The sequence below is a fragment of the Lachnospira hominis (ex Hitch et al. 2025) genome, from assembly GCF_040096395.1.
Classification (GTDB): Bacteria; Bacillota; Clostridia; order Lachnospirales; family Lachnospiraceae; genus Lachnospira; species Lachnospira hominis.
The window spans coordinates 36,081-61,876 of the sequence record NZ_JBBMES010000004.1 but is presented as its reverse complement, the minus strand read 5'-3'; the positions used below and the strand labels follow the sequence as shown (position 1 = coordinate 61,876).

Genomic DNA, 25,796 nt, shown 5'->3' with positions numbered 1-25,796 from the left:
TTTAATAAATAAGCTGATTAAGTGAGTATTTTTCTGCATCAAGCACTATTCTGTCATAGATTGACACTCCGTGCGAAATGCTTTTTTTTGAAATTACATACTCATTGTTTTCATCTATTATATCAACAAGTTTAAATGTTGTATAACCGGTATTAATGCAATATACGCCTTTAAGTTTTTCAACGGCACCGATAACATATCGTTCTGTTGAATCAGGCTTAACAATATTACTTCCGGCTGTAAAATCTTCTTTGCTGACATAGCATACATTATCATTTGATTTATAAATATCAGCGGTAACAAAACGTGTTGTTTTATCACCATTTGTTGAATATTCTTCATATATAAAACCATATGTATTACTGTTTCCACCGGTTGTAAGATAAGCTTTTGGAATTGTATAAAACTCTTCTTCAGTAATTGCTGAAACAGGTATTTTAAGGCCTGTGTTGCTTGTCGAAGTAAGCTCTATATCAAGAAAACGTTCATTGGCATATCGTATCATATATTTATTGAGACCAATTATTCCGTAATAATTGCCGTCCTTATTTGAAATCGTAAATGAACCTGATGTTATAATGTTATCTTTTTTTATCTTAATTGATACACTTGACTTTTTATCAAGTTCATATGCTGATATATCTTTTTGGTCAAGCATAATGCATATATACCAGTTTTCGTCAGTTACGAGTTTATATGCCGGGCTTCCGGCAACTACGATATCTTCTGATTTGAGATTTTCTTTTTTGTAATTATTTTTATTAAATAAATCAGCAGAAAGATTATCTGTTGTAACATTTTCGTATCCATCTGTATAGTATGCGACTACACCGGATTTTTCACTCTTTATTGTCTGGAAAAGATTCTGGCTTCCGGTACTTGAAATTATGCTGTCAAGATTAGCGATTATATTTTCATTCATTGCCTGAAGCACCGCGGAATTCAGGTCTGTTTTCAGGTTATATATATCATAAAAATTGCTTCCGTCATAGTTAGTGCGGAAGTTATTAAGCATTGATTTGATTGATGCCAGATTCTGTTTTGATAACGAATTTTCATCGCTTTTTGTATACTGTGAAAGAATCTGTGATACACGGCCTGTTTCATCTACAGTACATATTGTATCATCAACTTTAACACGGCTGCTTTCTTTTTTATAATAATTAATATCTCCTGAATATCCGGAATTAACAATTTCTTCTGTGCGAAGTGCGATTCCGGTAAATGTTGCATCAGATGTCAAAGCACCCATATCAACCTCATATGTTCTGACTTTTGATTTTGTAAGGTAAAGCGAAATAAAGCCTACAACATATATTAATATTATGGCAAATATAAATGCGGCTGCTTTCGGTCTTCTTTTATATTTTATGACTTTACGGCTGCTTTTTTTTCTATTATCTTTTTTACGATTGACTTTGGTGTGATTATTTCCCATAATAATCCTCATTTCTGATTAAAATTCCATTATTTTTCAAACATACTTATAATACTAAATGACATAATAATAAAAGCAGCTGATAAATCAAGGAGGTTGAATATGAATTCAAAATGTATTGATTATACTACTTTAACAATTATTATAATCGGAGCGATAAACTGGGGGCTTATCGGCTTTTTTAACTTTAATCTTGTCGCTTTTTTATTTGGACAGGCAACATGGATATCGCGTGTAATATATGCAATTGTTGGTCTGTGTGGACTGTACCAGATAAGTGTATACGGCAGAATCAGGGATTTAAGCGATTAAACTGTACTGCACAGGTAAATTATGCCGGCATCAGCTTAATTAAAGCTTAGCCGGCATATGCTTTCCTACTGATATATTTCTCTCCATTCCATATCACCACGTTCAAGTGACTTTATAAGAAGTTCTGCTGTTGCAAGATTAGTTGCAAGTGGAATATTATACATATCACATAAAATAGAAATTCTCTCTGAGTTTGGTTCATATGATTTTGGATTTACAGCATCCCGAAGAAAAACGACCAGATCCATCTGATTGCTCTCAATTAGTGAACATAACTGGACATCTCCCCCAAGTCTTCCGGCAAGAAATTTATGCACTGAAAGATTAGTAACCTCTTCAATAAGCTGTCCTGTTGTTCCTGTAGCGAAAAGCTGATTCTTATTTAAAATTCCTCTGTAAGCTATGCAGAAATTCTGCATTAACTTTTTCTTTGAATCGTGTGCAATCAAACCAATGTTCATATTACAATACCCTTTCTCATTTTATATTCTATCCTTTAAAATCATCCGCAAAAATATCATCATCTCTTTCAACTTTTCTTTGCAGACTTACATTAAGAACTACTCCCATTGATATAAACAATGAAAACAGTGATGTCAGTCCATAACTGAAAAATGGAAGCGGAAGACCTGTATTTGGCAGGAGTCTTGTTACAACACCTATATTAATGAATGTCTGGAAACCTATATATGCCGAGACACCACAGCATATCAGCCGCCCGGCAAAGTCTTTTGCCTTTACTGCTACAATTATACACTCTATAACAATCCATGACAATAGTAGAATCGTTATACATCCACCGACAAATCCTAATTCTTCACCAATTACAGCAAAAATAAAATCATTCTGGGCTTCTGCTATATAATGAGCATTTTTTAATGAGGAAGGATCATCATTATTAAGCCCTTTTCCACTTAACTGTCCTGAACCGATTGCACGTTCTGCATATTCCTGCTGATAATTGGAATCATCATATTCATTGGCATCTGAGTTAAGGAAGGCCATAATTCTTGTTCTTTGATAATCCTGTATAAAAAATACTTTGTTATCGGGATTGCTTATATAAATCATAAATCCGCTTACAACAGGCACAATTATGAGAAGTGCAATTCCGATTATTTTATAACTTAATCCTGCACAGAAAATTACTGTAAATAATATAAGAAATGTCAATAATGTTGTCGAAAGATTCGGTTGTTTCAAAATAAAAGCGAGCGGTATTGCAAGTAAAATTGCAAGTATTGTAAGAAATCTCCAATCGTTAATCTTATCTTTATACATGCATAAAAGCTTTACTGTAAAGAGAATTAGAAGCAGTTTTGTAAACTCTGACGGCTGGAACTGTCCGATAAGAGGAACTTTTATCCATCTTTTAGCACCATGGCTTTCATGACCAAACAGTTTAACAGCAAGCAATGCAGCAAGATTGACAATGTAAATAAGCCAATAATACTTTAAAATCCAGTTGTAATCTATAAAGGATACTGCAGCCATCAAAAAAAGTGATATTGCAAGACCTATGCACTGTCTTATCGTATATGCTGAATTGGCACTGTTGATAACAATTATACCAAATCCGGATGTAATAAGCAGTGCTATAACAAGTCTTATATTATATGAACGCAACTGATATTTTTTTAACATAAAAAATCCTCGTTAATCCTATTATTATTTATCGCTGTTACGCATATCTTTAATAGGAATATTTGCAAATAATGCAGGCACAGAGCCATTGTTTGTATCAGATTCTGTTGATGTAATCTGAATATCAAGTCCGTCTGCATCTATAACCATATATTTTGATATTACTTTTATAATATCATTTTTAATCATTTCCATGACTTCTGGCGAACAGTTCGCACGGTCCGAAACTAATAAAAGTTTAAGTCTGTCTTTTGCAACATCACCAGAGCCTTTTTTCTTAAATAAGTCTAATAAGCTCATACATATTCTCCAATCTTTGGCACACGTATAATGTGCATCTATAGCAGCAAAATTAAATATTATTTGCCGCCTTTAAATAAAGCTGAAAGTTTTTTAAAGAAACCACCCTTGCCATTAAGATCAAGGAAAGGTACTTCTTCTCCGATTATTCTATGGCAGATATTCATATATGCCTGTCCGGCAAGTGAATCATCACCAACAAGAGGCTGGCCCTTATTAGTAGCAACTACTATATTTTCGTCATCAGGAACTGCACCAATTACATTAAGCTGTAAAATATCATTAACATCTTCAATTGACATCATTTCGCCACGGTTGACCATGTCCATGCGGATTCTGTTGACAATTAAGTCTTCATGATCTTTAAGTCCGTGTGCATCGAGAAGTCCCACAATTCTGTCTGCATCCCTTATAGCTGAAACTTCAGGTGTTGTGATAACCAAAGCTCTGTCTGCACCTGCGATTGCATTCTGGAAGCCCTGTTCAATACCAGCTGGGCAGTCAAGAATTATGTAATCAAAACCTTCAGGGTCAGATTTGAGTTCATCGAGTAACTTTATCATCTGCTCAGGAGTTACGGCTGATTTATCTCTTGTCTGTGCTGTAGGAAGAAGATAAAGCTTAGGGCATCGTTTATCTGTGATTAATGCCTGCTTTATACGGCAGTTTCCTTCAACAACGTCAACGAGATTGTATACAATTCTGTTTTCAAGTCCAAGAACAACATCAAGGTTTCTAAGACCTGTATCTGTATCAATCATTACTACTTTCTTTCCAAGTTTTGCAAGTCCTGTGCCAATATTGGCTGTTGTAGTAGTCTTGCCAACTCCGCCTTTTCCAGACGTTACTACAATTACTTCACTCATTATATGCCTCCCGGTTAATTAATACTATTAAATTACATTATGCGTAATTTTTTCAATTAAATCAATATTTTTTTAAAATTCTTTCAAATTCTTTTCTTTAAATTCGTATATCTTCAAGAATATCGGATGTAAGTTCTTCTATATAAATATTTCCGTCTTCAACAAACGATATTTTAGGCATCACACCTTTATTTTTGCTCTTTTTCTTTGGAGCACTGTCTGAACTTCTTGCTATGACATCTGCAATCTTTATCTGCATAGGATTCATTTCAAGTGCAACAACAAATGCATGTTCGTCTCCGTTTGCACCGGCAAAAACATTACCGCGTAAGCTTCCAAGCACAATTACATTACCGGCAGAGATTATGCGTCCGCCAGGATTTACATCGCCAAGAACAATTACACTTGTCTCAGATTCAAGAACCTGTCCGGAACGGAGTGTTCCCTTATAAAACAGGCCTTCTGACGTACCGCCGGCATTATTGTTGTGTGCAGTTGTAGTGCCCGGCATTTCTTCCTGCAGTTCTGTCTGTGTTTTTACTGCCGCTTCAAATAAAGCATCACGGTCTTTATCAAGGTCTACAATACATAAAATATTCATTTCTGTTTCTTCCTGGATAATTTCCATAAGCTGTATCTGCTGGTCTTCTGACAAAAACCTGCCTTCAAACGCAAGTGCCATATCAGCTTTTCCAAAGAAAGCCGCTGACTGTCGGAATTTTTCTCTCACACTGTTTTTTAAATCGGCGAAGCTGTCATCGCCGTTTAATACAACAGTTATACCATGTTTGTTACCTTTAATAATAACAGTATTACTCACCCTCATCACCTCGTTACTATATTATTCAAGTCCAAAATAAAGATTAAGGACTTTGGCAGTAAGCTCAGATGCCTGCGAACCAGAATAACCATGAGGTATTGATACTGCCATTGCAATCTGTGGATTGTCATATGGTGCATAACTTATCATCATGGCATGGTCAGGTTCTTTTTTATTTTCCTGGGCTGTACCGGACTTAGCTGCAAAATTAAGATTTACTTTTGACAATGCAGAATACGTATTTACAACGAGATTCATTCCGTAATGAACCGTATCCCATATTGACTGGCTTATATTCATGACATTGGCAACATCAGCACTGTTATCTCGTATAAGATTACCATTGTTATCTGTAATCTTATCAATAAGTGTAAGGTTGTAGCATGTTCCTGAATTAGCAACTGTTGTTACATATCTTGCAAGATTAAGTGTACTGTAAGCATGATTACCCTGTCCGATTGCTGAATATACCGCATCAATATTAGATGCACTAGGTGCTTTCTCGGCAATCTCAATACCAGACATTGTTGCAAGACCAAGCTCTTCTGCATATTTCTGCATTACAGAAGTTGCATATGTGTTATCAAATAATCCATTGCTTAAGGCAAGGTTGTAACCTACATTATAGAAGAATAAGTTACATGAGTCCCTGATGGCTGTTGTAACTGTCTCTGTTCCATGACCGCTTCGTACCCAGCATCTTGGACTAGGTGTAATTTTATCAAATGTACCACTACAGTAAAATGAAGTTGAAGGATTGATAATTCCCATATCAAGAGCCATGATTGAAGTACATACTTTATATGTTGAACCCGGAGCATTCTGAGCCTGCGTTGCCCAGTTATAAAGCGGGTTGGATTTGTCATTGTTAAGCTGCTTGTAATAGTCTGCATCTATTGTTCCAGACATTCTGTTATTGTCATAACTTGGATATGATACAAGTGCAAGAACATTACCATTGTTAGGGTCAGTTATTACGCATGAACCTGAACATGGCTGTAATGCAAGCTGTGCAGGTGTTATTCTCTTTGATGATATACAGCTGCTCATAAAATCGTATGCAGATATTCTTCCCGAACTTAATGCCTGATAATCATCATCACCTTGAAGAAATCCCTGCTCAAATAACATCATACATACCTGTCGTCCGGATATATTGCCGTTCTCAATCATATACTTGTATAATTTTTTATGGAAATCTGCATCAGTCTCTAAAACATCAAATATATAATTGACAAGTTCATTATATGCTTCATCAAGGCTTGTATACTGTTCCGATGTAAAATCTGACATATTAATCCAGTTTTTTGTGATAGAATATCTTAAAAGCTGTTCAAGACTTGTTGAATTGCCATTAGTCCAGTCTTTATATACAGAATCATTCGTATCAACATTATTGGAATTAAATATGCCATTTGCTTTTAATAAATCTTTGTAAATATACCAGATATATGCCTGTTCTTCTTCTGAAAGCTGTCCATATGCTGTAGGTGATGATGTAAGTTCACTTCTTAACAAGTCAAATATCTGTTCTTTTTTAGACTGGAATGCTGCATACACATCACGTTCATTTTCAGTATTTCCCTGTGCAATCTTACTTGTTGATACTAGATTGTTATCAATAAGAGCAAAATACACCTCAGGTATAGTAATATAAATATTGTTAATATCACCGGTTGAAGCATTATACGTATACTTTGTAGTACCGCTTGTAAGGTTTGATGAAATTATAGATACAAGTTCATCTTCAATTGCATTGTATATCTTTTTCTGAAGTTCTATATCAATTGTAAGATATACGTCATTGCCAGCCTTCGGGTCAGTTTCATCTAACACTTCAGTTATTCGTCCTACGGTATCTACATATACGGTTTTTGAACCTTTTTCACCTGAAAGTTCCTGTTCCATTGACTGTTCAATGCCGGCTTTACCTACAACATCATTGTTTTCATATGATGAGTTCTGCTCTTTTAATGTTGCAAGTTCGGTTGTAGACACAGTACCCGTATATCCGAGAATCTGTGAACAGTATACACTGTCAACGTATTTACGGATATACTGCTGTTCAACTGTAACACCTGCAAGCTCATCTGAATTTTCAAGAATAGCTGCAACTGTCTGGTCGGAAACTTCATTAGCAATTGTAAAACTGATATATCTGTTATATGAATTTGCAGACATTAAAAGCCTTAAATTGATAATCTCAAGCACATGTTGAGGCGTGTATTCCTGCTGGTTAATTCCATAACGTGAGCAGAGTGAATCAATCATCTGTGAAGCAGATGAATTCTTTTGTTCATCAGATAACTGAGCAATTGTCTGCGTACCATAGGTATCCCTTTGAAATCTTAAAAGAGAGTTACCGCTCACAGTGTACTGGTAAGAACCATTTTCATATGTAATCTGGAAATCATTAGAATACTTATCACCTTTTTCTTCGATTATATTAAGTGTCTTATTAATTGCATTATTGATTGTTGCATTTTTAATGTCATTATCTTTGTATGTGCCGCTGTCACTGATTTTAACTGCAAATGCAAGTTCATTATACGCAAGAAGCACACCATTTTTATCAAAAATACGGCCTCTTGTCGCAGATACACTTGTAGTTTTCTTTATAGATTCAGTAAGATTAGTTGCATATGATTCGCCATTTATAATCTGAAGTGAAAATAATCTGCTTACAAGTACCGATGCAAGTACTACAAATACAAGCACTAACGGAACAAGTCTTGACTTTAGTAAACTTAAACAATAGTCAAATATTTCTCTCATCAAATTTATTTACTCTCCTTTTATCTCTGACATTAAGATGTGAATTAAGCCATACAAGCGGCTTATACAATATTACAAAAGCAAGCATTGTATAAATCATCTCTGGTATTATAAATCTTGTCAGGAAAAATACAATATTCAGCCTGTTATGAAGAAGGAAATTACCTATATATGATAAAAATTCATATATTAAATCTCCTGCTGAAACTATAATAAGCGGGAATATAATTTCTGTGCCTTCATATCTTCTGTAAAATATACCTGCAAGGTATCCTATGTATATAAATACAAGCGAAGAAAAACCAAATAATGATGAAGCCGATAAATCATATAATGCACCGGCAAAAAATCCTGTAAACATACCTTCATTTTTGCCATTAAAATATCCAAAAATAACAGGTATAATTATAAGCAGATTTGGCATAATTCCAGCAATGCTGATTACTCTTCCAAGTGTTACCTGAAAAAGATAAAAAAGCAAAATTATAATTAATTCTCCTATTTTTCTTTTCATAATGCTCCTTATATGATTACCGGTACAAGTTTAATTTCCGTTTTCTTTTTTCTTAGTAATTACAAGAACTTCCTGAAGATGACCAAAATCAACGGCAGGAACAAGATATCCTGACTGCGTAAGGTTATTGGCATCTGTTGTCACATCCTTTGTATATCCTATAAGAATACCAGGAAGATATTTGCCGCTTATGTTAGATGTAACTATCTTATCGCCATTACGGATTGTTATTCCGTTTTTAAAATATTGTATATGGATAAGTCCCTGATCCATAAGCTCAATATCTCCGCGGATTGTGCAGACATCCCCTGTATCAATAAGCTGTCCACTGACATAACTTCCATCTTCTATAATGCTCTTTACAACAGAATAATTCTTACCGACTTCTGTTATGATTCCTACCAGACCGCCGCCGGCAATTACATTCATGTCTGTCTCAAGACCATCATCACTGCCTTTGTCTATAGTAAATGTAGAAAACCAGTTGTCGGATGATGTTCCGATTATTCGGGCTCCTGTTTTTGGATATTCTGTATATTTTGCATCAAGTTCATACAATTCACGCAGCCTGTCAAGCTCATAAGTATCCTGCTTTAAACGGTTATTTTCTTCTGTAAGATTATCAACCTGCTCATTAAGCTTTTCATTCTCATCTAAAAGCCTGTTGACTTCCTGAAGTCTGTCGTAACCGTCAGTTGCCCATAATCCCATATAATTCATTCCCTTTTGCAGAGGAACTACTACAGCAGAGACAACATTTTTTAAAGGTGTGACAAGTTTGTTGGTAAAAAAACTGATTGCGATAAATATCACGCAAAGTCCTGTCACCAGAATTAGTATGAATTTAGAAGTGAAAATTTCTGAAAACTTTTTTTTCATTTTACAAATTCCTTACATCTGTTCTAATACACTATATGATAATTATTAATCGTAAGTCTTATCCTGAGGAGTATATGCAACGCCTGCAAAATCAGGATTTGTAACTACGCCCATAAGACCTCTGACAACGCTTTCAGATGGATTTTCTACGATATTAACTGAAAGATTTGTCTCCTGGTTGATGAATTTTTCAAGGTTATTGATATTTGATGTACCACCTGATACATATATGCCGTTCTTGATAATATCAGCAGCAAGTTCTGGTGGAGTACGCTCAAGAATAACTTTTATTGAATCCATAATTGAATGAAGCGGGTCAACGATAGCCTGATAAATTACATCGGATGATATGTCAACGCTGACAGGAAGTCCTGAAAGGACATTACGGCCAAATCCCGGTGCAAAATGCTCTTCTGCCTTGACTGCACTTCCGAGTTCTTTCTTTAAACCTTCTGCAGTCTTGCTTCCGATTACAAGATTATATACTTTACGGACATTGCTTATAATGCTGTCATCAAGCTTATTACCGCCAATTTTAACTGATTTGCTGATAACAATACCACCGAGTGAAAGAACTGAAATCTCAGTTGTCTCAGCACCGATATTTACAATCATGATACCTCTTGATTTTGTTACATCAAGTCCGGCACCAATGGCATCAGCTACAGGTTTGTCAACAATATATATATTTTTTGCTTTAACTTTTGAATCAGCAACTAGTTCATAGAAAGCTCTTTTTTCTACTTCTGTCACATCTGTAGGAACTGCAATATAGAAATCTGTATTCCCCGGTGCTTTCTTATCACCATTAATCTTGTTGAAAAAGCTTAAAAGAAGTGTCTGCATATTTTCAATGTCTGCGATAACACCAAATTTAACCGGAAATGAAACCTCGATATTTTCAGGTGCTTTCTCATACATTTCATATGCTTCATCACCAAATGCAAGAAGGTCTTTCTTATTTGCAATTGCGATGATATTCTTTTCGTTTAAGATATCCTCCTTATCTTTACAGCACATTTTAAAATTACTTGTGCCAATATCAACTCCGTAAATGTTTGCCATGATTATGGACTCCTTTCGTTTACATATATTCTTTTTCTTTAAGACTAGTATACTTATTATCCCCGATTATTATATGGTCTAACAGATGTATTCCCATAATTTCTCCTGCTTCGGCAACTCTTTTTGTGACAAGTATGTCATTTCTGCTCGGAGTTTCATCACCGCTTGGGTGATTATGCAGAAGTATTATGGATGATGCACCGTATTTTAATGCTTCCATAAATATTTCTCTCGGATTAACCAGTGATGCATTGACTGTGCCAACAGATATTATACAGTCTCTTATACGGCAGCATTTGTTATCAAGAAGAACGAGAATAAGATGCTCTTTATCAAGTCCTCTCAAATCCTGCATGTAATAACCTGCTATTGTCTCAGGCGAAGAAAAATCAAGCTTTACAGCTGCTGTCTTTTTTGCAATTCTTCTTGCCAGTTCACATATGCACTGTATCTGCACTGCCTTAACCCTGCCAACCCCCTTAATCTTCATAAGTTCCGGTATTGACAGATTCGCAAGACCGATTAGCGAATCATTATCATTAGTATCAAACCTGCCACATGTCTTTATGATTTCTTCTGCAAGTTTTGTGGCATCAATCCCTTTCGTTCCGGTTCTTAAAATCGCTGCAATAAGCTGTGCATCACTTAATGATGATGCACCCAGTGCCATACATCTCTCATATGGCCTATGCTCATTCTCTCCGGTATGGGAATTTAAAAAATAACCTGATTCGTACAATTTGTCATCCTTTCCGGACAAGCGGATAATCAGATGAATCTGTAAATCACAATGGCAGCTATCACGCCAATAATACTTGCCACTGTAATCTTAATCTGCAAAGCAAATGTAATAACCAATATTCCCAGATCAAGAACAAGTGGATTACCGTTACTGTTGATGCCAAACGTATTGCCGTATGAGAGCCATGAAAGTCCTGAAACTCCTGCTGTCACCTCGGATATAAGTCCGCCGATAACAATGCCAATCATAATAAATAAAAGTAAAAGCCATCCGTTTTTGTACTTAGAAATACTACTCATGTCACTCCATTTCCGCTAAAAAGCATATAAATTTACAAATTAAGCTAAATTATTATATCATACTTTTTTTATAATGTATATAAACTTTTTTATGATATTAAAGTCAAATTATCACCATTATTCGACAGTGATTAATCCTTCTTCATACATTTTCTGCATGCTCATTATAATTCCAAGTTTCGCATGATACCATGTGAGTCCACCCTGGAAATATGCTGCATATGGCTCTCTTAAAGGTCCATCAGCACTAAGTTCAATTGATGAACCCTGCACAAAAGCACCTGCTGCCATAATGACATCGTCATCATATCCAGGCATCGCCCATGGCTCAGGAGTAACAAAACTGTCAACAGGTGCAGCAGCCTGAATACCTTTGCAGAATGCAATAAGTCCTTTTGCTGAACGCAGTTCAACTGCCTGAATTATATCGTAACGTTCTTCTTTTCCGTCAGGAACAACTTTAAATCCAAGCTTTTCATAAGCATTTGCTGCAAATATAGCACCTTTTAATGCACCTGCAACTACAGTCGGAGCAAGGAAAAGTCCCTGATAAAACTCTTTGTTTACGCCACCGATTGTCGCACCTACTTCCTTTCCGAGTCCCGGTGAAGAAAGTCTGTATGCAGCCTGCTCAACACATTCTTTTGTTCCTGCAATATAACCGCCGCATGGTGCAAGTCCACCACCAGGATTTTTAATTAAAGAACCGACAATCATATCTGCACCAACTTCGGTAGGTTCGATACGCTCAACAAATTCACCATAGCAGTTATCTACCATGCAAATAACATCCGGTTTTATTTCTTTTATGAATGAAATAAGTTCGCCTATTCTTTCAACTGAAAGTGTAGGACGGCTTGCATATCCTTTTGAACGCTGGATAGTAACAAGTTTTGTCTTTTCATTTATTGCCTTTTTAATATTTTCGTAATCAAAGCTTCCGTCAGCAAGCAGGTCTACCTGTCTGTAAGAAACGCCATATTCTGCAAGACTTCCTTTGGAAGGTCTGATGCCTATTATTTCATCCATAGTATCATATGGCTTTCCTACAGGTGATAAGAGTTCATCACCAGGACGCAGATTTGATGAGAGTGCAATGTTCAGTGCATGTGTGCCACAGATAATCTGTGGCCTTACAAGTGCGGCTTCAGCCTTGAATATATCTGCATAAACCTGCTCAAGCGTATCTCTTCCGTCATCATTATAGCCATATCCGCTTGTACCATTTAAATGCATTTCAGCAACATGGTTTTTCTGCATTGCATTAATAACTTTCATCTGGTTATATTCTGCCGTCTCATCAATTTTCTCAAAGCGTTCCTTTAATCCTGCTATTATATTTTCACTGTAATCATATACTTTTTCGGATATTCCGAGCTGTTCACAGTACATTTTCTTAATATCGCTGTTCATTATATTTCTCCCTGTTTGTTTTTTATTATTTCAATCATTGCTTCAAGCATATCATCTTTTGAATGATTGTAATTTTCATAATTAATCCATGTGACATCTTTTTCACGGCGGAACCATGTCAGTTGTCTTTTTGCAAAATGTCTTGTATCCTGTTTTATCAATTCTTTGGCTGTATCAATATCATACATGCCGTCAAAATAATCAAACATTTCCTTATATCCGATACCCTGCATTGAAATATTTTCTCTTGTAAGCCCCGAATCAATAAGTCTCTTTACTTCCTGTTCAAGCCCTTCTTCAAACATCTCATCAACCCGTCTGTCGATTCGTTCATATAGAAGCTTTCTGTCATCGTTTAATACAAAATAGACAAAATTATATGGTGAAACATTCTGACTTTGCTCTTCGTTATGCTCTGAAATTTTTTTGCCTGTCTGGTGGAAATATTCCAAAGCCCTTATAACTCTTTTTACATTATTGGGATGAATGTCTTTCGCTGATTTTTCATCTACTTTTGCAAGCATGCCATGAAGCACTTCATTGCCCTCTTTATCAGCCATATCTTTAAGGTACTTCCTGTATTCGGATTCTTCATTTACATTATCAAAATTAATATCGTATAAGAGTGCCTGAATGTAAAATCCGGTACCACCTGCTATTATCGGAATATGTCCTGCATCATATATTTTTTCCATTGCATCTTTTGCCATTTTCTGGAATAATACAACATTAAAATCTTCATCCGGTTCAAGGCAGTCAATAAGATAATGTTTTACACCTTGCATCTCCTCCGGTCTGATTTTTGCTGTGCCTATATCCATTTTTTTGTAGACCTGCATGGAGTCGGCACTTATAATTTCGCCGTTTAAAGCTTTTGCAAGTCTTATTGAAAGTTCTGTTTTTCCGACAGCTGTCGGTCCTGTCAGTATTATCAATGGTTTCATAGAATACGTTTAAACTTCCTTTCGACTTCATATTTTGACATAACTATAAGTGTAGGTCTGCCATGAGGACAGTTGTATGGATTTTCAGCCTGCATAAGTTCTTCTATAAGTTCTTTTGCCTCTTCAAATGAAAGCTTATTGTTTCCTTTCACAGCAGCCTTACATGACATCGTTGCAACACGTTCTGTTATTATATCAAGGTCAGTGCTGTTATCATCTGTCAGACCATCTATCATATCTATAAGCATCTGTTTAAGATTGATATTTGGAAGTCCTGCCGGAAGCCCGTTGACTTTATACGCATTTCCACCAAATTCCTCAATCTCAAAGCCCAGCCTTGAAAATGCCTGTTTATTGCGTTTGTACGCATCTTCCTGCTGCATGTTAAGTTCAATAATGACAGGTGGCATTATCATCTGCGTATCCATGTCCTTTACTTTTAAGTGATTCATAAAACGCTCGTAAAGAATTTTCTCATGTGCGGCATGCTGGTCCATCATATAAAACTTATCTTCATATTCAATAAGCCAGTACGTCTCAAAAAGCTGGCCTATAATCCTGTAGTCAGCCTTTGCTTTCCCGCTCATAAGAGGAGTATCAAACATTGAAAGCTGTTCGGCTTCCTGCTTTTTTTCCGCTTCATATATCTTTTTATCTTCTTTTATCATTTCATCAGAACGCTTGATTTCAAATGGTTCCGGAAGACGTGTCGGCGGCATTTTTGTATAATCTGTTGTGTTTTTTATAAAACCTGCGGTTTGATTTTCATTTACAGCTTTTTGTTTAACAGAAGATTCTGTTGAATTATAAAAGCTCTCTCTTGGAGGCTCAATACGTGGTGCCTGATAAGGTTTTGAATCTGTATTTTCCTGTACGTAAGATTTTTCGGTCTGTTTTATATTTTCAGGCGATTTAGTAGATTGCTGCTGCTTTACCGGGTCGGGCAGCTTTACGCGTGCTGCAAGCTCTCTGTTTGCAAGACATTCCTTTACAGTTTCAAGCACAAATCTGTATACAAATTCATTTTTTGAAAAACGAAGTTCCATTTTCGTCGGATGTACATTAACATCCATTATCGACGGATTAATTTTAAAATGGATTGCCGTAAAAGGATAGTTATGTGGCATTATATAGCCTTTATATGCTTCCTCTATTGCTTTTGTAATTATTGAACTTTTAATATACCGCCCATTGATATAATAATTTTCATAGCCACGGTTTCCACGGCAGATAACAGGTTTTCCTATAAATCCTGTTATTTCAACATCCTGTGTCTTACCGGATATTTCCATAAGGTTTGATGTAATATCACGACCGTACACACCATAAATTATATCTTTAAGATTCATATTTCCGGATGTGTGGAGTTTATTCTGGTTATTATTTATAAAACGAAACGATATGTCCGGATGTGACAGGCTCAGATGTTCTATAAGTGCATTGACATATCCCGCTTCTGTTGCGGCAGTCTTTAAAAACTTACGGCGTACAGGAGTATTGTAGAACAGATTTCTCACAATAAATGTAGTTCCGTCAGGAGCACCTACTTCTTCAAGTGATATTTCATTACCCCCTTCAATAACATATCTGCTGCCTGTAAAATCATCTGCTGTCTTGGTGATAAGCTCGACCTGTGATACAGCAGCTATACTTGAAAGTGCCTCACCTCTGAATCCGAGAGATGAGACATTCATTAAATCTTCAATTGATTTGATTTTGCTTGTTGAGTGGCGTAAAAATGCCATAGGAATATCATCCTTTGAAATTCCGCTTCCGTTATCTGTTATTCTTATAAAAGATATTCCACCGTCTTTGATTTCTATTGTAACAGCGGTTGCACCGGCATCTATTGCATTTTCAACAAGTTCCTTTACAACTGATGACGGTCTTTCAATAACTTCTCCGGCAGCAATTTTATTGATTGTTTCCTGATCCAATACCTGAATTGACATTTTTCCCTCTCTTTCTGCAATTTACCAGCGGTTATTTATTTTTTCCTGAAGCTTGTATAATGTATTAAGTGCATCAATTGGTGTCATGTGTCCTATATCAAGATTTTTTATATCTGCAACTATGTCATTATCACTTACCGTATCAAAAAGTGACATCTGCTTTACTTCAAGTTCATCTACTTTCCGGTATTCTTTATTCAGCTTATCGAGCTTTTGGGAATATTGTGCAATATCTTTTGCTTTCTGTGAAATATCAGCATCGCTTAATTCCGTAACAAGCTCTTTTGCACGCTCAATTACAACATCAGGCACTCCGGCAAGCTTTGCAACCTGAATTCCGTAACTCTTATCAGCACCGCCTTTTATGATTTTACGTAAAAATACTATATCATCGCCTTTTTCTTTTACAGCTATACAGTAATTATTTACACCATCAAGCGTTCCTTCAAGTTCGGTAAGTTCATGGTAATGTGTGGCAAAAAGTGTTTTTGCACCTAAAAGCTTCGTATTTGCGATATGCTCAACCACAGCCCATGCTATGCTTAAACCGTCAAATGTACTTGTACCTCTTCCTATTTCATCAAGAATAAGAAGACTCTTAGGTGTTGCATTTCTTAGAATATTGGCAACTTCCGTCATCTCAACCATAAATGTTGACTGTCCCGAAGCAAGATCATCAGATGCACCTACTCTTGTAAATATTCTGTCTACAATACATATATTGGCACTGTCAGCCGGAACAAATGAACCGGTCTGTGCAAGAAGGACAATAAGTGCAGTCTGTCTCATATATGTTGATTTACCAGCCATATTGGGACCCGTTATAATTGAAACTCGGTCTGATGCATTATCAAGATAAGTATCATTGGCGATAAACATATCATTATTCATCATTTTTTCAACAACAGGATGCCTGCCGCCTTTTATGTCAATAACACCTTTTTCATTGATTTTTGGCTTGACATAATTATTCTGCATTGCCACAACTGAAAGTGAGGCAAATACATCTATCATTGCAATTGCTTTTGCAGTTGACTGGATTCTTACAACCTGCGTTGCAATGTGTTCTCTCACCTGGCTGAATAAATCATATTCAAGACTATTAAGCTTGTCTTCGGCACCAAGAATAACATCTTCAAGATGTTTTAACTCGTCTGTTGTATAACGCTCGGAATTAGTAAGTGTCTGTTTTCTAACCCAGCTGTCCGGAACCATTGATTTGAATGAATTTGTTACTTCAAGATAATAACCGAACACTTTGTTATATTTAACTTTCAGATTCTTGATTCCTGTATTGTTACGCTCACGTTCTTCAAGCTGTGCAAGCCATTCTTTTCCTTCTGTCTTTGCTCTTCGCAATTCATCAGCTTCCGCTGAAAATCCATCTTTAATCATTCCACCTTCACGCATTGATATAGGAGGTTCTTCAACAATAGCTGAAAGAATAAGATTATAGATATCCCTTAAATCATCCATATCTTCATGATATTTTTTAAATAAATCCGATTTGAAATTACCGATAATTTGTTTTATATACGGAAGCATTTCAAGTGAATTACGGAATGCAATCAAATCTCTTGGATTTGCCGACTTACAGCTTATCTTTGTCATAAGACGCTCCAGATCGTAAATAGGATTCATATATTCACGTAATTCTTCCCTGTCAATCTGGTTATTGCAAAGTTCTTCAACAACATTCTGTCTGTTTATTATTTCATCTTTATTAATAAGAGGCTGCTCAATCATAGAGCGGAGTGCTCTTGCACCCATAGCAGTTTTTGTCTTATCAAGAACCCAGATTAATGAGCCTCGTTTCTGTTTTTCACGGAGTGTCTCTACAAGTTCAAGATTTCTACGCGATGAACTGTCAATAAGCATATATTTTCCTGTTGTATAAGGAGTGAGCGTGATAATATGTGACATATCGCTTTTTTGTGTCTCATAAAGATATGTAAGAAGAGCACCTGCAGCAATGATACCTGTCGGATAATCTTTTACACCAAGACCGTCAAGTGCTGATATTTTAAAATGAGATAAGAGCTTTTTAATTGAACTGTCCTCATCGAAATACCAGTTTTCAAGTGTTGACATTGAAATATTCAGTTTTTCATTTACAGCTGTTAAATCAATACCACTCATGGCAAAGTATTCATTTACAATTATTTCGGACGGAACAAATTTATTTATCTCATCAATAAGCTCATTTTCCGATTTTAATTCTGTAACAAAATAATCACCTGTTGAGAAATCACATATCGAAACACCTATAACATCTCCTTGATAATATATACAAAAAAGATAATTGTTTTTAGTTTCATCCAAAGCCTGTGCATTAAGATTGGTTCCCGGAGTTACAACTTTTATTACTTCACGTTTTACAATGCCTTTTGCAAGCTTCGGGTCTTCCATCTGTTCACATATTGCAACTTTGTGTCCGTTAGATACAAGGCGGTTGATATATGTCTCGGCAGCATGGAAAGGAACGCCACACATAGGTGCACGTTCCTCCTGTCCGCAGTCTTTTCCTGTAAGTGTAAGTTCAAGTTCTTTGGATACAGTTATTGCATCATCAAAGAACATTTCATAGAAATCGCCAAGTCTGTAAAATAATATACAGTCATTATATTGTTTTTTTGTCGCAAGATAATGCTGCATCATTGGTGAAAATTCAGCCATTACAACATTTCTCCCATATAATAAAATCCCTTACATTCTGTAAGTTTTACATCAACTATATTGCCGATAAGTGATTCATCGCCCGGAAAATGTACAAGCATATTATTAGTGAGACGTCCTGTAACAAGGCTTGAATCATGGTCGTTGATACACTCAACGAGGGCTTTTGCACGCTGTCCTTCATATCTTGCACTGATTGTATGTGAAACTTCATTAATTGTTGCAAGAAGCCTGTTAAATCTGTCTTTTACAACATCTTCAGGTACCTGGTTTTCCATTTTGGCAGCAGGAGTTCCTGTTCTCTTTGAATATATAAAAGTATATGCACTGTCATATTTAACTTTTCTTACTACATCAAGTGTATCTTCAAAATCTTCTTCCGTCTCACCTGGAAATCCGACAATAATATCTGTTGTTATTGACACATCAGGAAGTCTGTCTCTTATCTTATCTACAAGTTCGAGGTAGTGTTCCTTTGTATATTTTCTGTTCATAAGCTTCAGAATGCGGCTGCTTCCTGACTGGAGAGGAAGATGGATATGATTGCAGACTTTCTTTGATGTTCTCATAACTTCAATGAGGTCATCCGAAAAATCTTTTGGATGAGGTGTCATAAATCTGATTCGCTCAAGCCCGTCAATTTTTTCTATTTCTCTTAAAAGTTGTGCAAATGAAAACGGTTCTTCAAATGTATTTCCATATGAATTAACATTCTGTCCAAGAAGCATGACTTCTTTTACACCATCGTCAACGAGACGTTCGATTTCACGTACAATCTCTTTAGGTTCACGGCTTTTTTCGCGTCCACGCACATAAGGAACTATACAATAGCTGCAAAAATTATTGCAGCCATACATAATATTTACACCTGATTTGAACGGGAATTTTCTTTGTGTAGGAAGTTCTTCCACAACATCTTTTGTGCTGTCCCAGATGTCAATTATCTGACCTGCCTGCTGCCAGTGTGTATAGAGAAGTTCTGCTATTTTAAATATATTAAATGTACCAAATATAACGTCAACGAATTTATATGATTTTCTGATTTTTTCTACAACATCCGGCTCCTGCATCATGCATCCGCAGAGTGCAATAACCATATGTGGATTCTTTTCTTTTATTTTACTTAACTGGCCGAGTCTTCCATATACACGTAAATTTGCATTTTCACGTACTGTACATGTATTGTATACAACAATATCGGCCTCTTCTGAATCTGTTGGAGTATATCCGATTTCTTCAAGGATTCCCAGAAGTTTTTCGGAATCTCTTGCATTCATCTGGCAGCCAAATGTCTGTGTGCAGCAAAGAAGAGGTCTGTTAAGTTCTTTCTTTAACTGTGCAACATGTTCTTTACATTTTTCTATAAAATACAGCTGTCTTTCAAGTGCATTTTCGGGTATTGCATTATTTATGCTTATATTACTCATTTATTGTTTTCCTCTTTCTTATCCTTTTCCGGTATTAGATTGTACATTAACATACAAAATTGTGTCAAGAAACATGTTATCAAGAAACACGTTAATTTCTGATGAATTTTGATTCAAATTCATCTGCCGGCATCGGTTTTCCATAATAATATCCCTGTATGCAGTCGGCACCCAATGCTTTAACGCACTCAAGCTCTTCGGCGGTCTCGACACCCTCCACGCACACTTTTATTCCAAGCTTGTGTGCCATATCGATAACATATTCTACCAGCGAATAATTTTCTGTATTACTGTCTATATTCTGGACAAACATTCTGTCAATTTTTATTATGCCAAATGTCATATCACGTATATATCGAAGATTAGAATATCCTGTGCCGAAATCATCAATCGCAAGTTTGAAGCCGAGAAGTTCAAATGAACGCAGAACATTACGCACCATAGGATTGTTTTCAAGCTCACCGCTTTCAGTAACTTCAAAAACAATATTTTTGTGACTTATATCTTCCTGGGTGATACATTCCATTGCATCACCTACAATATCACTTTTTATAACCTGTACAAATGAAAGATTGATATTGACTGTGAAATCCGGAATTATTTCGCACCATTTTTTACACTGCTGCACAGCCTGGGTTATAATCCATTTTCCAAGCGGAATAATAAGTGAACTTTCCTCAAGAAGCGGGATAAAATCAACCGGTGACATAAAACCGTATTTTTCGCTGTTCCATCTTATAAGTGCCTCGGCACCTTTTATAGCATTACATGAAGTATTGAATATTGGCTGATAATATACTTCAAAGCCATTAAAGCCATTTATAATACTGCTTCTTAAATGTTCCTGAATATCCATTTTATGAATATAAGTCTCATACTGTTCTTTTGAATATGCAACAAATGTATTCCTGCCTTTGAGTTTTGCTTCATGTAATGCAAAACGTGCATTCTGGATTACACTGTCAAATGAATCACGTCCCGATTCAAATATATCTGCACCGCCGGAGATTGTATAAAAAATGCTGTAATTACGCTCTTTTATCATATTGTCAACACGGACTCTTATGTATTTATAAAGCAGCTTTGCTTTTTCGACGATTTCTTCATCAGTACCCTGTCTTGTCATAAGAATTGCAAATTCGTCCCCTGAAAGACGGTACACGGACTTCGTATCACCTACACACTGAATTATACATCCTGCTATATCAGCAAGAACTTCATCACCTGTTTTAACTCCATATTTTTCATTGACTGCCTTAAAGTTATCTACACCGATAAGGAGCATGTAACCGCGTTTTTTTTCAGAATTATTGTCCATCATAAAATAATTTTTTTCAAGCATGCTTTCACTGTAAAGATTAGTTGTATTATCATACTTTCTTATGCTGCCAATTTCTTCAATTGCACCTACAAGATAAAGTACATCATTTTCTTTATCATATACAGCCTCACCACGGCAGTTAATCCATACAGGCTTTTTTTCTTTGTTGTACCATCTGTATTCAAGGTCATGTCTTCCTGATTTGTTTTGTTTAATACGATTAATGTCATTAGCCAGCATTTCTATATCATCCGGATATATTACTTCATTAAGTTTCTCAGCTGCATTATCAAATGACACACTGTCAAGAGCAAATATGTCCAAAGCTTTATGGCTTATCGTATAATAATCATTTGTTAAATCATATACATAAATACATCCTGACGTACATTCATCTAAAATATTAATCAAATTTTCGTAATTTAAAACACGCGATACGTTCTCATTGTTCCAATTCATCTTATGCCCCATTTCAAATCTTATACTGACATTTGTGCAATTATTATTTTCTGACCTGGCCGTTACCTAGTATTACATACTTGCCTGTCGTAAGAGCTGACAGCCCCATAGGTCCCCTTGCATGGATTTTCTGTGTGCTTATACCTATTTCTGCACCAAAGCCAAATTCAAATCCATCTGTAAATCTTGTAGATGCATTTACATAAACTGCGGCTGCATCAATCTCATCAAGGAATTTTCTAGATGCATTATAATCATTTGTTATAATTGATTCTGAATGCCCTGTATTATATTTATTAATATGTTCTATAGCTTCGTCAATCGTATCAACTGTTTTCAGTGATATAATATAATCAAGATATTCTGTTCCCCAGTCTTGCTGTGTTGCAGGAACAATGCGTGAATCAGCTTCACATGCTGTTTCATCTCCTCGTACTTCTACATTTTTTTCTTTGAGACGGTCAACGACAAGTGGAATGAATTCTTTTGCTATTTTTTTATTCACAACAAGAGATTCACACGCATTACACACACCAATCCGCTGTGTCTTTGCATTATAAATTATATCGCATGCCATTTTAAAATCTGCATCTTCATGGACATAAATATGGCAGTTTCCTGTTCCTGTTTCAATTACCGGAACTGTACTGTTATTTACTACATTTTTTATAAGACCGGCACCGCCTCTTGGAATGATTACATCTACATATTCATTCATCTTCATAAGTTCATTTACATATTTTCTGTCTGTATCAGAAATTAATATAACAGCATCTTCGCATACGCCGGCTCTGATAAGTGTATCTCTTATTATCTCAACAAGTTTTATATTGGAGTTAATGGAATCACTTCCTCCACGGAGTATAACTGCATTTCCTGACTTAAATGTCAGTCCGAAAGCATCAACTGTGACATTTGGCCGCGACTCATATATTATTGCGATTACACCAAGCGGAACTTTTTTATATCCTATCATAAGACCATTAGGACGCTGTTTCATTGAAGTAATCTCACCGACTGGATCTTCAAGTGCAACAAGCTGTCTTAATCCTTCAGCCATTCCTTCGATTCTGGCATCTGTGAGTGTAAGCCTGTCAATAAGTGCAGGTTTCATGCCATTTTTAACAGCTTCATCAACATCTGCCTTATTAGCTTTTTTGATTTCATCAGCTTTTTTAATAAGTTCATCTGCAACCATTTCAAGAACTTCGTTCTTTTTTGTGATTTTAAACTTTGCCATCTGTCTTGACGCTGCTTTTGCTCTTTTTCCCAATACATCTAATGATTCCATTTTTTCCTCCAAAAACACTTAAACTAGAAAACTCTGTCCTGTGTCACAATGATATCAGGGCATATATCAAATTCATCGGTCTCAAACTCTTTTGTTATCTGCATTTCAAATGCGGCAGCTACTGTAAATATATTATTATGGTCTTTAAGAAATCTGTCATAAAAACCGCCGCCGTAACCGGCTCTGTGATGTGATAAATCAAAAGCCATCCCGGGCATTACCATAAAAGCTTCATCGCTGTCTTCCCATACTGTACCGTCATCATCCGGTTCTGGTATTCCATATGCACCAGGAGTTAAATCGTGAAAAGAATTTATTTTTATAAATTTCATGTCTTTTCCATAAACTTTTGGTACATATACATTTTTATCCAAAGAAATACAATCATTTATAAAATCATGTGTATCGACTTCATTATTATAACTTACATAAACAAGAATATCATGATTTTTTTTAAATTCTGGCATTTCTTTTATTTTTTTAAATATAGCTGCACTATTATTCTTTATATAGGCTTCGCCAAGCATAGCTCTTTTTGCTTTTATTTCTTTGCGTATTTCATGTTTAGTCATATTATCACTCAAAAATCTTCCAACTTTACCCGACAAATATAAGCAGATCATCAAAATGCTTTATGCACCCTTTAAATTTGTCTCTTGTTTTATATATCGCATGATGCATATCCGGAAATCTGAATACCTCCACAAAATCATTTTCTTTCCTGAATATAGACATCTTCTTGACATGTTCACTTGTAACTATTATATCATCCTGAACATATTCGACGCAGACATCTGCCGGTAATTTATATTCTGTTTTCTGTGTGTTCAGGTTGATTATACGTGTTCCTTTATCACTCTCAAGGAAATTATAAGGAACCCCCGATATCACGCATATATTCTTAAAGTCTGCTGCCTCCGATATACGGCTGTTAAGCCGTACACGTTTGACTTTGTTATCATAATCATATATTACAACTTCTTCACTGTCTGCAGATACATCTCTCTTTGTATACAAGAGAGTATTGTTATATTTACGCATATGTGCAAGCTGCATTGTATCACTTGCATTGTCAAGAATGTCTATATAAGTAATCTTTTCAAGTCCAATTACCATATCAGATACAAACTGGTTGACATTTATTACTCCTATGGTTTTATTGCCTATTTTTATTCCGCACAGATTTCCGCTTAATGGAACAATCTTGTCAATTCCAAAACGACCAAGTTCTTCGTTTTGGAATTCAAGTTCTTTATTATTTTTTACATCTTTAAGCAAAAAACTATAGCTGTCTTTGTTGCCATACTCACCATTTTTTGTCTCAAAAACACAAAAATCCTGTGCCAGTACAAGGACTTTGAGATAATCCGGTTCTCTGAGTCTGTCTGTAGGAACAATCTGTGTATGTATGATAAATGTCTCCTGCAGTGAAATCTGATACCAGTAAAATGTAATCTGTGTTTCATGTTCATTTATCATTTTTGCTGATGTAAATACAAAATAATCTCTTTCCTCCGAGCCGTAATAAATCTTCGTAACATTGAACTTTGGCACTTCCGGAAGAATTTCAAAACGCTCATTATTTGCCGGATTAAATAAGAAAATATGTTTGCCGTTGAATTGCTCAAGTCTTCTGTTATCGTCAATTATCTGAAGGAGAATTTCCCTGTTCACAGGAATATACATGCCCTCTTCAAAATTCTTGACCAGTTTAATGTCCATAAAACCTCCGTTAAACCCCAAAACTATGTGTACGTATTCAACCTCTTAAATCAATTCAAGTATATTAAAATCATTATATTCGTGTTGCAGGAATAATGTTCCGGTATTTTCACCATTAATTATTCTGCTTATATTTGTAACATCATTTCCATTCGTAATAACCATGTCTGTGCCAGAATATGTTGCAATCTGTGCTGCAACAAGTTTGGCTGACATACCGCCTGTTCCTACTGAACTTCCTGATGAATTTTTGCCCATATTCATAAGCTGCTCATCTATTTTATCTACCACATTAATGAACCTGGCATCCGGATTCTTATTCGGGTCGTCTGTATAAAGACCATCTATATCAGATAAAAGAATAAGTAAATCTGCCTCTGTTATCGAAGCAACTAAAGCCGAAAGCTTATCATTATCTCCGAAACTCTGAACCTGTTCAATCTCATATGTTGATACAGTATCATTTTCATTTACAACAGGAATTGCTCCTATATGTAAAAGTTCTTTAAATGTATTTTCTGCATTAGTACGTGTAACCGGATTAAGCATTGTATATTTAGTAAGAAGTACCTGTGCTGCAATTGTTCCGTATTCTGCAAAAAGTTTCTGGTATACCATCATAAGTTTGGCCTGTCCGATAGCTGCACACGCCTGCTTTACAGGAAGCTCGTCAGGTCTTTCGTGAAGCCCTATGGCTGTTTTTCCAACTGCAATTGCACCTGATGAAACAAGTATTACTTCTTTTCCGGAATTTTTTATATCTACTAATGCTCTTACAAGACGCTCAATTTTTAACAAATCAAGTTTTCCTGTCTCGCTGTGCATAAGTGATGATGAACCAATCTTTACAACTATTCTTTTTTTATCTTTAAGAAAATCTCTTCCGTTACACATATAAGCTGTCCTTTTTCCAATTTAAAATATTTCTGTACTATTT

The 25,796-nt window shown here is 35.7% G+C and carries 23 protein-coding genes; 1 reads left to right on the top strand and 22 read right to left on the bottom strand.

Going from position 1 to position 25,796, the window contains the following annotated elements; all coding sequences use genetic code 11:
* Window position 1 precedes the first annotated feature (1 nt).
* Window positions 2–1,438 carry a biotin/lipoyl attachment domain-containing protein gene (locus WMO38_RS05295; RefSeq protein WP_349161811.1) on the bottom strand — a complete coding sequence of 479 codons (1,437 nt, stop codon included), beginning with the start codon at window positions 1,436–1,438 and terminating at the stop codon, window positions 2–4.
* 102 nt (window positions 1,439–1,540) lie between these two features.
* Here WMO38_RS05295 and WMO38_RS05290 point away from each other — a divergent pair, with 102 nt between their 5' ends.
* The gene (locus WMO38_RS05290) at window positions 1,541–1,750 is read left to right on the top strand and encodes a DUF378 domain-containing protein (RefSeq protein WP_021866690.1); all 210 of its coding nucleotides are present in this window, start codon (window positions 1,541–1,543) and stop codon (window positions 1,748–1,750) included.
* 65 nt (window positions 1,751–1,815) lie between these two features.
* Here the strand turns inward: WMO38_RS05290 and WMO38_RS05285 are convergent, their stop codons facing one another.
* The 21 genes from WMO38_RS05285 to proB all read right to left on the bottom strand — a co-directional run bounded on the left by WMO38_RS05285 (window position 1,816) and on the right by proB (window position 25,753).
* Window positions 1,816–2,211: a methylglyoxal synthase gene (locus WMO38_RS05285; RefSeq protein WP_021866689.1), complete on the bottom strand. Its 396-nt coding sequence runs from the start codon at window positions 2,209–2,211 to the stop codon at window positions 1,816–1,818.
* Between the two features lie 28 nt (window positions 2,212–2,239).
* Window positions 2,240–3,394, bottom strand: a complete 1,155-nt coding sequence (locus WMO38_RS05280) for an FtsW/RodA/SpoVE family cell cycle protein (RefSeq protein ID WP_021866688.1) — start codon at window positions 3,392–3,394, stop codon at window positions 2,240–2,242.
* A gap of 24 nt (window positions 3,395–3,418) precedes the next feature.
* Window positions 3,419–3,694: a cell division topological specificity factor MinE gene (gene minE / locus WMO38_RS05275; RefSeq protein WP_186836921.1), complete on the bottom strand. Its 276-nt coding sequence runs from the start codon at window positions 3,692–3,694 to the stop codon at window positions 3,419–3,421.
* 59 nt (window positions 3,695–3,753) lie between these two features.
* Complete coding sequence (minD, locus tag WMO38_RS05270) at window positions 3,754–4,560, bottom strand: septum site-determining protein MinD (RefSeq protein ID WP_021866686.1); 807 nt, start codon at window positions 4,558–4,560, stop codon at window positions 3,754–3,756.
* A 97-nt stretch (window positions 4,561–4,657) separates the two neighbouring features.
* Window positions 4,658–5,386: a septum site-determining protein MinC gene (minC, locus tag WMO38_RS05265; protein ID WP_186836922.1), complete on the bottom strand. Its 729-nt coding sequence runs from the start codon at window positions 5,384–5,386 to the stop codon at window positions 4,658–4,660.
* A 15-nt stretch (window positions 5,387–5,401) separates the two neighbouring features.
* The gene (locus WMO38_RS05260; protein WP_349161895.1) at window positions 5,402–8,155 is read right to left on the bottom strand and encodes a penicillin-binding transpeptidase domain-containing protein; all 2,754 of its coding nucleotides are present in this window, start codon (window positions 8,153–8,155) and stop codon (window positions 5,402–5,404) included.
* A complete protein-coding gene (mreD, locus tag WMO38_RS05255; protein WP_186836923.1) occupies window positions 8,139–8,669 on the bottom strand; it encodes a rod shape-determining protein MreD in 531 nt (176 codons plus the stop codon). Before mreD ends, WMO38_RS05260 begins: the two co-directional genes overlap by 17 nt.
* Before the next feature lie 30 nt (window positions 8,670–8,699).
* The gene (gene mreC, locus WMO38_RS05250) at window positions 8,700–9,548 is read right to left on the bottom strand and encodes a rod shape-determining protein MreC (RefSeq protein WP_021865460.1); all 849 of its coding nucleotides are present in this window, start codon (window positions 9,546–9,548) and stop codon (window positions 8,700–8,702) included.
* 45 nt (window positions 9,549–9,593) lie between these two features.
* The gene (locus tag WMO38_RS05245; protein ID WP_021865461.1) at window positions 9,594–10,613 is read right to left on the bottom strand and encodes a rod shape-determining protein; all 1,020 of its coding nucleotides are present in this window, start codon (window positions 10,611–10,613) and stop codon (window positions 9,594–9,596) included.
* Between the two features lie 19 nt (window positions 10,614–10,632).
* On the bottom strand, window positions 10,633–11,352 hold the full coding sequence (gene radC, locus WMO38_RS05240; protein WP_349161810.1) for a RadC family protein: 720 nt from the start codon (window positions 11,350–11,352) through the stop codon (window positions 10,633–10,635).
* A 29-nt stretch (window positions 11,353–11,381) separates the two neighbouring features.
* Entirely contained in the window at window positions 11,382–11,654 is a 273-nt protein-coding gene (locus WMO38_RS05235; protein ID WP_186836925.1) for a DUF4321 domain-containing protein, read from the bottom strand.
* A 117-nt stretch (window positions 11,655–11,771) separates the two neighbouring features.
* Window positions 11,772–13,067 (bottom strand): methionine gamma-lyase family protein, encoded by a 1,296-nt coding sequence (locus tag WMO38_RS05230; RefSeq protein ID WP_021865464.1) that lies wholly within the window; start codon window positions 13,065–13,067, stop codon window positions 11,772–11,774.
* Window positions 13,067–14,011 (bottom strand): tRNA (adenosine(37)-N6)-dimethylallyltransferase MiaA, encoded by a 945-nt coding sequence (miaA, locus tag WMO38_RS05225; protein ID WP_349161809.1) that lies wholly within the window; start codon window positions 14,009–14,011, stop codon window positions 13,067–13,069. Before miaA ends, WMO38_RS05230 begins: the two co-directional genes overlap by 1 nt.
* Window positions 14,008–15,963: a DNA mismatch repair endonuclease MutL gene (gene mutL / locus WMO38_RS05220; RefSeq protein ID WP_349161808.1), complete on the bottom strand. Its 1,956-nt coding sequence runs from the start codon at window positions 15,961–15,963 to the stop codon at window positions 14,008–14,010. Before mutL ends, miaA begins: the two co-directional genes overlap by 4 nt.
* Before the next feature lie 21 nt (window positions 15,964–15,984).
* Window positions 15,985–18,639, bottom strand: a complete 2,655-nt coding sequence (gene mutS / locus WMO38_RS05215) for a DNA mismatch repair protein MutS (protein ID WP_349161807.1) — start codon at window positions 18,637–18,639, stop codon at window positions 15,985–15,987.
* Window positions 18,639–20,066, bottom strand: coding sequence for a tRNA (N6-isopentenyl adenosine(37)-C2)-methylthiotransferase MiaB (gene miaB / locus WMO38_RS05210; RefSeq protein ID WP_349161806.1), 1,428 nt, complete (start codon window positions 20,064–20,066; stop codon window positions 18,639–18,641). Before miaB ends, mutS begins: the two co-directional genes overlap by 1 nt.
* Before the next feature lie 91 nt (window positions 20,067–20,157).
* Complete coding sequence (locus WMO38_RS05205; protein ID WP_349161805.1) at window positions 20,158–21,846, bottom strand: bifunctional diguanylate cyclase/phosphodiesterase; 1,689 nt, start codon at window positions 21,844–21,846, stop codon at window positions 20,158–20,160.
* Window positions 21,847–21,889: 43 nt separating this feature from the next.
* The gene (locus WMO38_RS05200) at window positions 21,890–23,137 is read right to left on the bottom strand and encodes a glutamate-5-semialdehyde dehydrogenase (protein ID WP_349161804.1); all 1,248 of its coding nucleotides are present in this window, start codon (window positions 23,135–23,137) and stop codon (window positions 21,890–21,892) included.
* Window positions 23,138–23,160: 23 nt separating this feature from the next.
* Window positions 23,161–23,709, bottom strand: coding sequence for a 5-formyltetrahydrofolate cyclo-ligase (locus WMO38_RS05195; protein ID WP_021865471.1), 549 nt, complete (start codon window positions 23,707–23,709; stop codon window positions 23,161–23,163).
* Between the two features lie 25 nt (window positions 23,710–23,734).
* Complete coding sequence (locus WMO38_RS05190; RefSeq protein WP_349161803.1) at window positions 23,735–24,859, bottom strand: hypothetical protein; 1,125 nt, start codon at window positions 24,857–24,859, stop codon at window positions 23,735–23,737.
* Window positions 24,860–24,904: 45 nt separating this feature from the next.
* A complete protein-coding gene (gene proB, locus WMO38_RS05185; RefSeq protein ID WP_349161802.1) occupies window positions 24,905–25,753 on the bottom strand; it encodes a glutamate 5-kinase in 849 nt (282 codons plus the stop codon).
* Between the last annotated feature and the right edge of the window lie 43 nt (window positions 25,754–25,796).